The sequence below is a fragment of the Arthrobacter sp. Y3221087 genome, from assembly GCF_059089905.1.
The window spans coordinates 1,065,441-1,078,787 of record NZ_JBNHFE010000001.1 but is presented as its reverse complement, the minus strand read 5'-3'; the positions used below and the strand labels follow the sequence as shown (position 1 = coordinate 1,078,787).

The window sequence follows — 13,347 nt, the reverse complement described above, 5'->3', positions numbered from 1 at the left end:
GGAAGTATTGAGTAAATATTAGAACCTCTGCGCCGATCCCCCTATTCCACGCGTGCAATGTGAGCAACTGCACGAACCATCTCCCGAAAGAGTCAGCGCCAGCCGGTGGCAGCCAGCAACCGCTGCTCGAACATGGGGATCATGCTCTCCACATAGGTCCTGGTCAGGTGGTTGTCGTCCTTGTACACGTAAACGTTGCCCACCACCGCGGGGCAGACCCCCCGGTGGCAGATGAAATCGCTCATGTCCATCAGGTGCAGCCTGTCCAGCTTGCCGCGGTAACCGTCCAGCGGTGAGGGATCAACGAGCGATTCGCTGAGGGACGGGTTGCATTCCGGAGCGTCGGCGCCGTGCCGCTGCACGCACTCGGGCATGTTGAAGGTGAAGCGCGGGTTGTCCCGGATGCCCACCACCTCGATGCCCGCCTCGGCGAACGGGCGCACGCCGTCCAGGTAGCCCGGCACCTCGGTCTCGAAGGGCGCTTCCTCATGCGTCAGCGAGGCGACGGTGAAGACGGCGTCCGGGCGGTGCTCCAGGACGTAAGCCGAGGCCGCGCTGTTGTACGCATTGCATTCTGCATTCCGGGTGTCCGATTCTGCGCCGAACCGACAGGCCGGCATCAGCAGGGTGACCAGTTCCCAGCCCCTGGCCTCGGCGATCGGTGCCAGCGCGCCGAGGTATTGCTGGGAGTGCGAGTCACCCAGCACTACGATCCGCTTGCTGGCACCCTCGGCGGGCACCGCCTGCCGGCACCCCTCCAGGATGGGGTCCGCCGTGGCGTTCGCGCCGGTGCAGGGGGCGTGGATGCCAGCCCAGTCCTGGTCCAGGGCGGAAGGGCCGGGAATGTACTTGGCCTCGGGTGCCGGCACACCGGCATTCTCGGGGTTGAGCGCCGCGGCCCCCGGTGTGAGCTCCCGCGGCTGCGCCGCCGTCGCGGCTTCCTCGGCTGTGAGCGTGGTTTGCCAGATGGCCACCGGACCTGCCAGCACCGCACCGCAGGCGCCAATCACGACGGCGGTGCGCCAGGCCCGCAGTTTCGGCCAGTGCCAGTCGCGCAGCGGTTTTTCCACGAAACGGGTGGTGAGGACGGCGAGCACGATTGAGGCGCCCACAATCGCGATGCCCTGGACAAGGTTGGGTTCCTCCACGCCGGTGGCGGCCAGCGCCAGCACGAGCACGGGCCAGTGCCACAGGTAGAGGGCGTAGGAATTGTCGCCCAGGGCCACGGCGGGCTTGCTGCTCAGGAAACGGTCCACACCGAACCGGCTCCCGGTCCGCCCGGCCACGATGATGGCGGCGGCAGAGAGCGTGGGCCACAGGGCGACGAAGCCGGGGAAAGACCGGTCCACCGTCAGCAGCAGGCCAACGGAAACCATGCCCGCCAGGCCGGACCAGCCCAGCACCAGGCGCAGGGCCCGGCGGGGCTTTAGGTAGGGCAGGGCAAGGGCGAGCAGGGAGCCCAAGGCGAATTCCCAAAGCCGCGCCCTGGTATCGAAGTAGGCGTACGCCTGGTTGGTGGCGGTCTGCTCCACCGAGAACGCCAGCGACGCGGCGAACACCGCCCCGAACACCAGCGCCAGCAGTCCCCGGTAGGTCAAACCGTGGAGCGCGGTGATGCGCCGCAGCAGCGCCAGCAGTGCTGCGCTCCCGGCAAAGATGAGGGGCCACAGGATGAAGACCTGGCCCTGGATGGACAGCGACCAGAAGTGCTGGAGGGGGCTGGCGCCTGCGTGGTCCTGGGCGTAGTAGTCCACCGCGGTGTCGGCGAGCAGCCAGTTCTGGCTGTAGAGCAGTGATGCCCACGCCTGGTCCAGGACCTGCGGCCACCGGCCTTGCGGGAGGATCAGCCAAGTGCCTGCCAGGACGCCGAGGATGACCACGACGGCGGCAGGCAGCAGCCGCTTGAACAGGTGCAGCCAGTGCGCCAACAGCCCGAACGGCCTGCCCGATTCGGCCTTCCGGACGAAGGAGAGCGTCAGCAGGAAGGCGGAGATCAGCAGGAAGATATCGACGCCGCCGGACACCCGTCCGAGCCACACGTGGTAGGCCACCACCATCAGGACGGCCAGTGCGCGGAGCCCCTGGACCTCGGGACGGAACGTCGGTTTCCGGCTCTTGGCGGCTGCTTTCGGCACTGGGCCGCTGGAGAAGCTGGTTTTTGTCATGCCCGGTCCCCGGATCCCCATCCGGTCAACGCAAGAAACTCCTGCTCAAAGAACGGAGCCAGGGTCATGAGATAGGACCGTGTGACATGGTTTTCGTCCTTGTACACGATGACGTTGCCAATGACAGCCGGACAAACGCCGTCCATGCAGAAATAATGCGTGAGATCGAGGAAATGGGTATCCGGAAGTAGGTCGTCCACTGCAACTGTGTCCGGCACAGGACTGAAGTTTTCCGCCGTGCTTCCGTTACAGGGGGCAGGGTCGATTGGGTTTTCTTCCAGGCAGGCCGGCACGTGCAGGGGCATCCGTGGAGTGTCCCGTACTCCGACCACGGGAATGCCTGCGTCATTGAGCCTGCTGGCTTCCCTGATCCAGGAACTTTCGAGGATGTCCGTAACGGTGGGATCTGCCACAGTCCGGGTGCTGGTTGTCAGCACTAGATCCGGCTTCAATTCCAGCACCTGTTCGAAACTTTTCTTGTTGAACTCAATGCACTCCTCAGAGATGCCTGGTGCCAGCTCGTCAGTCAGGGGACAAAATCCCTTGGTGATGGATGTGACACGCCAATGATGCTTCTCGGCCATCATGAGCACTGGCGTATTGAGCACGAAGGCGTGGGAACTCCCCATGACGACGATATGTTTGGCAGCGCCCTCAGCCCCATTGGTACAGATGCTCGCGTACTCGCCTGCGCCTATGCATGGCTCTGGAAAGACTGGCCATTCCTCGGCGATAACTTCGAGTTTGGGCACCGGCGGGGCTTTTGGGTCCGGCGTGAACTGGTATCCGTCGCTCAATGCCAGGGCACCGGGGTACCGGGGATCGTCGAGTCCAATGGCCGAGATCGAATCAGCCTGCAGAATGGAATGGCGCCAAAGGGCCAGCGGTGCAGAGGCAACTGCCACAGCAATAGCCACCGCCACCGCAGCCCGCCGCCTCTTGGCTTCGGGCCATTTCCATTCACGCCACGGCTTCTCGACAAAGCGCGTGGTGACATAGGCGAGAACCAGCGAGGTGACAATGATCGCAGTGCCGGACAGCCAGCCCGCGTGCTCCTTGCCGCTCCACGCCAGTGCGATCACCAGGACGGGCCAATGCCAGAGGTACAGGGCGTAGGAATTGTCTCCCAGCTTTACCAGGGGCTTTGAGCTGAGGAACCTGTCAACCCCGATGGAACTGCCCGTCTGGCCCGCCACGATGATGAGCACCGCCGAGAGAGTGGGCCAGAGCGCTGCGATACCGGGAAATGCCGCCTGGACATTCAACACGATTCCGCAGCTGATCATTGCTACGAGGCCTACCCAACCCAGCACAACGCGGGTCCGCCGTCCCGGCCGCAGGCCAGGCAGAAGCAGTGCCACCAACGTGCCGAGTGCGAACTCCCAGAGCCGGGCGCCAGTATCGAAGTAAGCCTGTACCTGGTTTGTGGCAGTGAAGTAGACCGAATATGCCAGCGATAAGACAAAGACCGCGGAGAATAAATATGCCAGCAGCGGCCGGTAGGCGAGCCTGAACCGGCTGGCAGCCCACGCGGCGCCTGCAAAAATAATGGGCCAGAGGATGAAGACCTGCCCCTGGATAGACAGCGACCAGAAATGTTGTAGCGGGCTGGCCAGGCTGTTGTTGGCGTAGTAGTCCACCGTCTTCTGTTGCAGCAGCAGGTTTTCCGAGTAAAAGAGTGAGGCCCAGCCGTGTTCTATGACCTCGAGCCAGCGGCCGCGCGGAAGAAGCAGGTAGGAGGCCAGCAGCGTGGCCAGGATCACCGTTACGGCAGCGGGAAGCAGGCGCCGGAAGAGGTGCAGCCAGTGCTTCAGCAGGGCAGTCGGCTCCCGGCGCCCGTACCGGCCGGTGAACTGAAGGGTCATGAGGAATGCTGACACCAGGAGGAAGATGTCAACCCCTCCGGAGACCCTTCCGAACCAGACGTGGTACGTCACGACCATGAGGACTGCCAGCGACCTCATGCCTTGGATTTCCGGGCGGTAAGCACTCTTGCGGTACTTCTGCGAGGGGTCGGCCGGGCGGGCCGCGGCCTCGGCGGTCCATGATGTCGACACAAATAACCCTTCGGAGCGCGCAATGAACCATCAAGGTTACCCGAGCTGGCGGGCAGCTCCCCAATCCGAAGTTTCCTTCGAAGGCATCCGCCGGGCCAGGTAGCGGGCGTCCCTGACGGTTCCCGTTACCGTTGCGGACGCCGCGGCATACATGAAGTTGTTACCGAGGAAGTAGAGGCCGGGCGAGTCCAGGGCCACTCCCCTGTGCTGCCGGGGATCGCCAGAGGAGTCAAGGAGACCGGGATCGAGCCAGCCGAACTCCTCCCGGAAGCCGGTGCACCAGATCACGTTCGCCACGTCGGTGCGGGTTCCGTCGGCCAGGACGGGCAGGCCACCCTCAACCCCTGCGACGCGCGGAACGAAGTGCACCCCGGCCGCTGCAAGATCTTTCGCTTTGGTCCGGATAAGCGGAGCGCCGTGCCCTTTCACCGCCGGCGCGGCCTTGCGGCCAACGGGGGTGGCCAGGGTCAGGACATGCAGCCCGGCGAAGCGGACCACCGGGAGGAAGAAGCGGGCAGCCGTCCTGCCGTGCTTGACCGGAATTTCGCTGGCGCGCCTCGCCGCCACGAACGTGGCATGGGTGCGGGCTACTTCACGCGCAATTTCTGCGCCTGAGTTTCCCAGGCCCACCACCAGGACAGGCCCGTCCTGCAGCTGGCCTGGATTCCTGTACTCGCTTGAGTGGAGCTGGATGATGGAAGCGTCCAGCTCCCGGGCGAAGGGCGGAAGCTTGGGCTGCCGTTCGGCTCCAGTGGCCACCACCACGTTCCGAGATTCCCACCTGGTGCCGTTGGAGGCGGCAATGTACCGGTCCCCCTCATGCCACAGCCGATCCACCCGGATGCCGGTCTTGACGGGCAGGTCCAGCGCCGAGGCGTACCGCTCAAGATAGTCTGCCATCGCGTCCTTGGTAGGGAAGGACAGTGGATCCGCGGGAAATGGGACGCCGGGCAGCCCGTTGTACTTCGCCGGCGTGAACAGGCGCAGGGAGTCCCAGCGCAGCCGCCAGCCGTCACCGATCCTCCGGCTGGCGTCAAGGATCAAGAACTGCCTGCGCTGGCTGGCCAGGAGGGAACCCATCGCGAGTCCGGCCTGTCCGCCCCCGATCACCAGTGTGTCCAACACTGTGCCGGTCCCATTGGTGCTGCTGTTGTGGTTGTTCATGGCTGTATCACTCCTTGCTTACTTGCAGTTTCCTGGACTGAACCTCCCTGTGGACCGCCAATTCGCGCCTGTCCAGTTTTCGGACCGCCGTGGCCGTACCGGATCCACCAGACGAGCATCAGCGCTGATGCGAGGACGTAGGCCAGGTGGAGGGCCCAGATGGGCCCGGCGGGAAGGTTGAAGACGTAGACGGAATGGACGGCGTTGGCCACATTGCTCAGCACCAGGTTGCCCGGGCTGTAGGACGCCAGGTCCCGGGTGCGGGCAGCCTTGACCAGCATTGGCAGCATGCCAACAGCAAACAGCACCGTGGAGAGGGTGCCGGCCAACATGGGAAGGTTCATGTTCTGAGGCTATTGGCCGGCCCTGGGCCTGCGCGTCGGCCAAAACATGCAACCTTTCGTCCCACCGGCATGGGTATTAATGCCCATACCGGGGTGCGCCTATCCTGCCAGGCCGTGTTCGTAGGCGTAACTGGTGGCCGCCGCCCGGGAGGCCACGCCAAGCTTGAGGAAGATATTGCTCAGGTGCCTGGCAACCGTCTTCTCGCTCAGGTACAGCTCGGCGGCAATGGCACGGTTTCCCTTTCCGGACGCCACGAGCCGGAGCACCTCGCGCTCCCGCGTCGTCAGGGGACCGCCCTGCGCAGTGGATGAGTTCTGCATCAAAGACGCTGCCCAAGCCGCTGCCGGGGCTGCACCAAGTTCCAGGAATTCGGCGTGGGCAGCCTCCAAATCCATCACGGCGGACGACTCATCCCCGAGTTCCCGGCAGGCGCATGCGATCAGCACCCGGCACCGCGCGGCCTCATGGGGCACCCGGAGTTCGAACCACAGGCGCCAGGCCTGGCGCAGCGACCGCGACGCCGCTGCAGCGTCCCCTTCTGCCAAGTGGATGGTGCCCCTTGCCTGGCAGGCAACCGCGGTCACCATAGGCATTGGGCATTCGCTGGCGAAGGCGTCCAACTCATCTGCTCCCCCGCGTGCTGCGGCCAGGTCTCCGGCGGCCACCTCGATTTCCACCAGGGCAGGCAGCAGGTGCCGCCGGGTGGCAGTATCGGCAACGCTTGCTGCCCTGCGAATCATGGACTGCGCCTGGCCAGCGTGTCCGCGTCCCAGTGCCAGGAGCGCCAGTCCGGGCTGGGGTTCGTAGCCGCTCTCTGCGGCTTTCCGGTAGGACTCCTCCGCGGCGGCGATGTTGCCCGCCACCCTGTGCACTTCGCCCTGCTCGTAACAGCCGCCGAAAAGCGCCTGGGGATCACCCCTGGTTGACCGGTCCTGGGCAGCGGCCGCCGCTTTCAGCGCTTCGGCCCAGGCGCCGTGCAGCCGGAAGAGCTCTGCCCGGTGGGCCTGGCACTGCCCGCTGAACGCCACCATGTCCGGCCTTGCGGCGCACCAGCGGTCCAACGCGATAGTCCATTGCATGGCCCTCGCCAGGTCATAGGCCAGGTGGCAATTGCCGATGACGGCGCAGTAACCGATGCCGGAGGGTATCGGGGACAACTCGCCCGACGTGACAGCCACCATGACCTCGTCGAGGATCTCCAGGCCCTCGTTTGGCCGGCCGAGCATGAGGTTGGCTTGCCCCGTGCCAAGGAGTGCCAGGGCAGCCACGTCCTTGTCCTGCGCCAGGCGGGCAATCTCGGCCGCCCGGTTGAACACCTGCAGGGCGCCCGCGGGGTCACCGCCGTAGAGCTTGCCCAGCCCCTGGGGCATGAGCAGGAGCCCTTGCACGGCGTGGATCGCGTCAAGCTCCTTCGCCAACCGTTGCCCTCGGGCCAGCCAGCCGCCGGCGCGTGCCATCTCACCGAGGTTGCTCAGCTGGATGCCCATCCAGCCGGCGCACCGGGCTGCGCCGGCGACGTCTCCAACTTCCAGGAATTCCTCGTGCGCACGGGTGAGCGTTTCAAGGCCTGCTGTGGTGTTGCCGGTCAGGATCTCCGCGGTGGCAAGCCTCTCGAGGTCCGCGGCCGGAAGTCCGCCCCGCCGGTCGGCATCAAGGAAGTTCTCGAAGGCATCTGTCCAGCGGTGCTCGCGGAATGCAGCCCGGCCCTGGTCAATACCTGTTTCAGCGGACACCCGGCCTCCTTTCGGATACCCCGCCCAGCCGGCCCGCCGTCGTCGTGCTTGTGCAGTGGCGGTCCCTAAGCGTCACCGTACGCCCGCCGGCGCACGGGCACAAGCGGCGCCGTCAGGAGCGCAGCAGGGCGCGCAGCGTCTGGATGGTGTCGGCTTCGGCGGGCATTTTGTCGTCGCGGTAGCGCTTGACCCGGGCGAACCGGAGGGCGATGCCGCCCGGATAACGCGGGGACTGCTGCACGCCGTCGATAGCGGTCTCCACCACCGTGACAGGCTCAACCCAGACCGTGTTTGCCGTCCGCCGCACTTCGATCTCCTGGAACCGCTCAGTCTGCCAGCGCAGCAGTTCGTCCGTGAGGCCCTTGAAAGTCTTCCCAACCATCACGTACCCGCCGGGTTCGCCGAATTCGCCGGCGGGGTCGAGCGCTCCGAGGTGCAGGTTCGACAACATTCCCGACCGCCGCCCCGACCCCCATTCGCAGGCGAGCACCACCAGGTCATACGTCAGCACCGGCTTGACCTTGATCCAGTTGGACCCGCGCCGGCCGGCGGCGTAAAGGGACCCCACCGCCTTCACCACTACCCCCTCATGCCCGGCGGCGAGCGCGGCACGCGAGACGTTCTCGGCAACCGCCGGGTCCGCGGTGATCTCCCCGGGGACCCGGTGGCCGGGCGCGATACGTTCGAGCACCCCGAGGCGCATGACCAGCGGCTCGTCCAGCAGGTCGCGGCCGTCGATGTGCAGTACGTCGAAGAACCACGGATGCAGCAGGGTGGAGCGCGCCTGGTCCGCCCCGAACCGTGACATGGTCTCCTGGAACGGCCGCGGGGCGCCGTCCTCGCCCAGGGCGAGGGTCTCGCCGTCGAGGATCACGTCCCGTACCGGCAGGCTCCGCACCAGCTCCACCACCTCGGGCAGCCGGTGGGTCACCTCCGCCAGTGTGCGCGTATAGATACGCACCTGCTGCCCGGAGCGGTGCACCTGGATGCGGGCGCCGTCGAGCTTGTACTCCACCGAGGCCTCCCCCGTGGCCTCGAGCGCCGCACTGGCACTGGACGCCGTTGCGGCGAGCATGGGCTGCACGGGGCGGCCCACGACGAGGCCCACCGCGTCCAGCTCGGCGGCCGTCCCGGTCATGGCCAGCAAGGCGGTGCCGCCGAGGTCGCCGGAAAGCATCGCAGCCCGCCGGACGGACTCCACCGGCCGGCCGGCGGCGCGGGCGACGGCGTCCGTCAGGACGCCTTCCAGGGCTCCGGTGCGGAGCTCACCCAGGAGAACTCCGGCGATGAACGCCTGCTCACGTTCGGTGGCGGCGGACAGAAGCGTCCGGAGGGTGGCGGCACGCTCCGCCGCGGATCCGGTGCCGGCCGTGCCGAGGAGGCGGTCCAGGGCAGCGTCGACGTCGGCCACCGTCAGGGTGCGCTCTTCGGCCGGTTCCCCCTTGGCTGCCGACATTCCGCTCCAGCCCACTCCCACGCGCCCCTGCCGCGGCCTTGCTGTGAGCAGGCCGACGGCAGTGGCAATCTCCCCGGGTTCCAGCCGGCGCAGCAGGTCCGCGAGCGCCTCGACCTTGGCGAGCCGGGAGCGTGTGGAAGCGACCGCACCAGTGGTTTTCACGAGCTCATCGAGCAGCATGGGACCAGTCTGCCACGGCGCCGCCAGCGGGCTCTGGACACGATACCGGCGCCGTCCCAAAATGGGCGGATGGGCATCATCGTCGCGAACCTGTTCATGACCCTCGACGGCGTCTACCAGGCGCCCGGCGGACGCGAGGAGGACACCGAGGCCGGTTTCGCCTTCGGCGGCTGGCAGTTGCCGGTGTCCGATGACGAGTCCGAAGCCGACATCGAGGCCGGGATCGGCCGCATGGACGCCCTCCTGCTGGGCCGGAAGACGTACGACATCTTTGCTGCGTACTGGCCGCACCAGTCAGGCGACATCGGCGCCACCCTGAACCGGGTGCCCAAGTTCGTGGTCTCCGGATCGCTGGCCCACCCCGGCTGGGTAGGCACCACCGTGCTGCCGGATGCCGCGGCCGCGGGAAGGCTCCGCGAGGAGTACGGGGAGGTGCATATGTTCGGCAGCGGGGCCCTCATCCGCTCCCTGCTGCGGGCGGATGTGCTCGACCGCCTCAGCATCTGGCTGTATCCGCTCACCTTGGGACAGGGGAAGCGCCTCTTCGACGCCGGGACCATTCCGGCCACCTTCCGCCTCGCCGAACCGGCACGGTCCTTTCCGAAAGGAGCGGTGCGGCTGGTTTATGAGCGTGCCGGCCGGGTGGAGACGCAGGACATGCCGGGAACTTAATTCCAGCCGTACCCGAAGATGCAAAAAACCGGCCCGGCGGATGCCGGACCGGTTTCTTGTTTGCACAGTTTCCTGCCAACGGCAGGTTAGTGGCTGTGGCCTGCGTGCTCGTCTTCCTCAGCGGGCTTCTCCGCAACCAGGGTCTCAGTGGTGAGGACCAGGGCAGCGATGGAGGCTGCGTTGCGCAGGGCGGCACGGGTGACCTTGACGGGGTCGATGACACCGGCAGCGATCAGGTCCTCGTATTCGCCCGACTTGGCGTTGAAGCCGTTGTTGGTTTCGAGCTCGGCGACCTTGGCAGTGATGACGTAGCTGTCGAAGCCGGCGTTCTGGGCGATCCAGCGGAGCGGCTGCACCAGTGCGCGGCGGACAATGCCCACGGCAGCGGCGGCGTCGCCTTCCAGCGCCTTGACGGCGGGGTCCTCATCCAGTGCCTTGAGGGCATGGATCAGGGCGGAACCGCCACCGGCCACGATGCCTTCTTCGAGGGCAGCGCGGGTGGAGGACACGGCATCTTCGATGCGGTGCTTCTTTTCCTTCAGCTCAACCTCGGTGGCAGCACCAACCTTGATGACGCCGATGCCGCCGGCCAGCTTGGCCAGGCGTTCCTGGAGCTTTTCGCGGTCCCAGTCGGAGTCGGTGCGGGCCAGCTCGGCACGCAGCTGCGCGACGCGTGCGGACACGTCCTCGGCAGAGCCTGCTCCGTCCACGATGGTGGTGTTGTCCTTGGTGACCGTGATGCGGCGGGCAGTACCAAGCACCTCCAGGCCAACGGTGTCCAGGCTCAGGCCCAGCTCCGGGGAGACAACCTGTGCACCGGTGAGGGTGGCAATGTCCTGCAGCATGGCCTTGCGGCGGTCACCGAAGCCCGGAGCCTTCACGGCAACGACGTTCAGGGTTCCGCGGATGCGGTTGACGATCAGCGTGGACAGGGCCTCGCCGTCGACATCCTCGGCGATGATGAACAGCGGCTTGGACGCCTGCAGCGCCTTCTCCAGCAGCGGCAGGAATTCCTGCAGGGAGGAGATCTTGCCCTGGTTGATCAGGATGAGGGCGTCCTCGAGGACTGCTTCCTGGCGGTCCGCGTCCGTGATGAAGTACGGGGACAGGTAGCCCTTGTCGAACTGCATGCCCTCGGTGAGGACCAGTTCGGTCTGGGTGGTGGAGGATTCCTCGATGGTGATTACACCATCCTTGCCCACCTTGCCGAAGGCCTCGGCCAGGAGCTCGCCGATTTCTTCGCTCTGTGCCGAGATGGCAGCCACGTTGGCGACCTGGGTGCCCTCGACGGGGCGGGCGTTCTCCAGCAGCCGTGCAGCGACGGCTTCAACCGAAACCTCGATGCCGCGCTTGATCTGGCCGGGAGCAGCGCCGGCAGCTACGTTGCGCAGGCCTTCCTTGACCAGTGCCTGGGCCAGGACCGTTGCGGTGGTGGTGCCGTCGCCGGCAACGTCGTTGGTCTTGGTGGCAACCTCCTTGGCCAGCTGGGCACCAAGGTTCTCGTACGGGTCGTCCAGTTCCACTTCGCGGGCGATGGTGACGCCGTCGTTCGTGATGGTGGGCGCGCCCCACTTCTTGTCCAGGACAACGTTGCGGCCGCGGGGGCCGAGCGTTACCTTGACGGTGTTGGCGAGCTTATCGATGCCGGCTTCAAGAGACCGGCGGGCAGCGTCGTTAAACGCAAGCTGCTTTGCCATGGTTTTGTCCTTTCAAGACAGAACCCCGCGCAGCTGACCAGCGAAAGGCATGACCAGCGGCACGGGGATCCGGGAAGTTACTTTACGACGATCGCCAGGACGTCGCGGGCGGACAGCACGAGGTACTCGGTGCCGCCGGTCTTGACTTCGGTTCCACCGTACTTGGAGTAGATCACGACGTCGCCCACGGCTACGTCGACCGGTACGCGGTTGCCGTCTTCGAAGCGGCCGGGGCCTACTGCAACAACTTCGCCTTCCTGGGGCTTCTCCTGTGCGGAGTCCGGGATCACCAGGCCGGAAGCCGTGGTCTGCTCGGCTTCGAGCGGGCGGACAACAATACGATCCTCAAGAGGCTTAATAGAGACCGACACTCGGACCTCTCCTTTTCGTCAGCAAATTCGTGGACTTGGAAAGCTTTCCGCCCTGGCTGGCAACCGTCGTCGCGGTGCCGGCAGCAGCCTGGTGGCAGCTCTTCATGTGTTAGCACCCTCCTAGGGAGAGTGCTAATGAAGACTCTATGTCCGGGTTAGCACTCGGTCAAGGCGAGTGCCAGCGTTTCGTCTTCGGCGGACACATGCGCCATGTACATTGAAGCGGTGCGAGCTGCCGTGTACCTGATCCTTGCGAACCTGTTCTGGGCCGGAAACTTCGTGGTGGGCCAGTCGGCCATGAAGACCATGGACCCGCTCCAGCTGACGTTCTGGCGCTGGGCCCTGGCCGCCGCACCGCTGCTCCTCCTGGCACACGTCGTCGACAGGCCGGACTGGAAGGCGGTGCTGCGCCGCTGGCCGGTCCTGCTGCTGCTGAGCGTGCTGGGGATGAGCGGCTATACCCTGCTGCTGTACAGCGCGCTGCAGCACACCTCGGCCCTGAACGCCTCCCTGGTCACTGCCGCCAACCCGGCGCTGATCATGGTGCTCGCCGTCGTCCTCCTTCGGGACCGGCCCCGCCCGGTGAGCTGGCTGGGCATCGGCCTGGGCTTGGCCGGGGTCCTCCTGGTGCTCACCGACGGTAACCTGCAGCGGCTGGTCACTTTCTCCATCAATGCCGGTGAACTGCTGATCCTGGCCGCCATCACGGTATGGGGCTTCTACACCATCATCGCCCGCAGGCTGTCCCTGCCGGCCATCACGTCCACCGCGGTGCAGGTTGCCCTGGCAGCCGTGGTCCTCACCCCCCTGGCGGTGGTGAGCGGCGCCGGGCTGCCGTCCACTCCCGCCGAAAGCTGGTCGCTGGCGTTTATCGCAGTGTTCCCGTCGCTGGGCTCCTACCTGCTGTGGAACCTGGCCCTGAAACGGACCACGGCCGCGAACGCGGGCAACTACCTGAACCTGATCGCCGTCTTTACCGCTATCATCACGGTGCTGCTGGGCCAGCCCATCACCATCGCGCAGGTTATGGGCGGCATCCTGGTGATATCAGGCGTACTGCTCACCAGCGCCGGGCAGCAGCCTCAGCGGCCCAGATCCTCGAAGCCAACGTCCTCGCCGCCGTCAGAATCCCGCGTCCCCTGATTCCTGCTGCGGTACAGCACAGCGGCTGCGGCGGCCGCGGCCAGCAGGGAGGCGACCAGGAACACAATGCTTCCGGTCCGTGCCCCGGCATACAGCCCGCGGATATCCCGGGCCTCCTGGGTATCGTCCTCGATGCTGTTGCCGCCCACCGAATAGACGGTGGCGTTGAAGGTGTCCAGGAAGAAAATGATCACCAGCAGCGCCAGGCACACCACCGCCACCACGGCCGCCGCGATCAGCGCCGGGCGGCCGTACTTGGCAGGACCCCGGTCCGTGGGCTGCTGTTCTCCGGACTGCTGGGGGCCTGCGCTGTCTTCCATGGTTTCAACCCTATCGGCATCCCGCAGGACGCTCCTCCACTAGG

General features: G+C 66.1%; 11 protein-coding genes. 2 read left to right on the top strand and 9 right to left on the bottom strand.

Features of this window, described 5'->3' with window-relative positions:
- Positions 1–92: 92 nt before the first annotated feature.
- The 6 genes from AC5RUO_RS05145 to AC5RUO_RS05120 form a co-directional block, all read right to left on the bottom strand.
- Entirely contained in the window at positions 93–2,165 is a 2,073-nt protein-coding gene (locus AC5RUO_RS05145) for an acyltransferase family protein (RefSeq protein ID WP_494102971.1), read from the bottom strand.
- Positions 2,162–4,222 carry an acyltransferase family protein gene (locus AC5RUO_RS05140; protein ID WP_494102970.1) on the bottom strand — a complete coding sequence of 687 codons (2,061 nt, stop codon included), beginning with the start codon at positions 4,220–4,222 and terminating at the stop codon, positions 2,162–2,164. Before AC5RUO_RS05140 ends, AC5RUO_RS05145 begins: the two co-directional genes overlap by 4 nt.
- 36 nt (positions 4,223–4,258) lie before the next feature.
- A complete protein-coding gene (locus AC5RUO_RS05135; RefSeq protein WP_494102969.1) occupies positions 4,259–5,386 on the bottom strand; it encodes a flavin-containing monooxygenase in 1,128 nt (375 codons plus the stop codon).
- Entirely contained in the window at positions 5,383–5,730 is a 348-nt protein-coding gene (locus tag AC5RUO_RS05130) for a hypothetical protein (RefSeq protein ID WP_494008868.1), read from the bottom strand. The genes AC5RUO_RS05135 and AC5RUO_RS05130 overlap by 4 nt, the downstream gene beginning before the upstream one ends.
- Before the next feature lie 99 nt (positions 5,731–5,829).
- Positions 5,830–7,464: a LuxR C-terminal-related transcriptional regulator gene (locus AC5RUO_RS05125; protein WP_494102968.1), complete on the bottom strand. Its 1,635-nt coding sequence runs from the start codon at positions 7,462–7,464 to the stop codon at positions 5,830–5,832.
- Positions 7,465–7,576: 112 nt separating this feature from the next.
- On the bottom strand, positions 7,577–9,100 hold the full coding sequence (locus AC5RUO_RS05120) for an ATP-dependent DNA ligase (protein WP_494008870.1): 1,524 nt from the start codon (positions 9,098–9,100) through the stop codon (positions 7,577–7,579).
- Between the two features lie 69 nt (positions 9,101–9,169).
- On the opposite strand from AC5RUO_RS05120, the gene AC5RUO_RS05115 reads away from it, so the two are divergent.
- Positions 9,170–9,772: a dihydrofolate reductase family protein gene (locus AC5RUO_RS05115; RefSeq protein ID WP_494008871.1), complete on the top strand. Its 603-nt coding sequence runs from the start codon at positions 9,170–9,172 to the stop codon at positions 9,770–9,772.
- An 86-nt stretch (positions 9,773–9,858) separates the two neighbouring features.
- Here AC5RUO_RS05115 and groL read toward each other — a convergent pair whose 3' ends face one another.
- Positions 9,859–11,469, bottom strand: coding sequence for a chaperonin GroEL (gene groL, locus AC5RUO_RS05110; RefSeq protein WP_494102967.1), 1,611 nt, complete (start codon positions 11,467–11,469; stop codon positions 9,859–9,861).
- A gap of 77 nt (positions 11,470–11,546) precedes the next feature.
- A complete protein-coding gene (gene groES / locus AC5RUO_RS05105) occupies positions 11,547–11,840 on the bottom strand; it encodes a co-chaperone GroES (protein WP_003805290.1) in 294 nt (97 codons plus the stop codon).
- Between the two features lie 210 nt (positions 11,841–12,050).
- Here groES and AC5RUO_RS05100 point away from each other — a divergent pair, with 210 nt between their 5' ends.
- Positions 12,051–12,983, top strand: coding sequence for a DMT family transporter (locus AC5RUO_RS05100; RefSeq protein WP_494102966.1), 933 nt, complete (start codon positions 12,051–12,053; stop codon positions 12,981–12,983).
- Here AC5RUO_RS05100 and AC5RUO_RS05095 read toward each other — a convergent pair.
- A complete protein-coding gene (locus tag AC5RUO_RS05095; protein WP_494102965.1) occupies positions 12,923–13,303 on the bottom strand; it encodes a glycosyltransferase 87 family protein in 381 nt (126 codons plus the stop codon). The genes AC5RUO_RS05100 and AC5RUO_RS05095 overlap by 61 nt on opposite strands.
- Positions 13,304–13,347 lie beyond the last annotated feature (44 nt).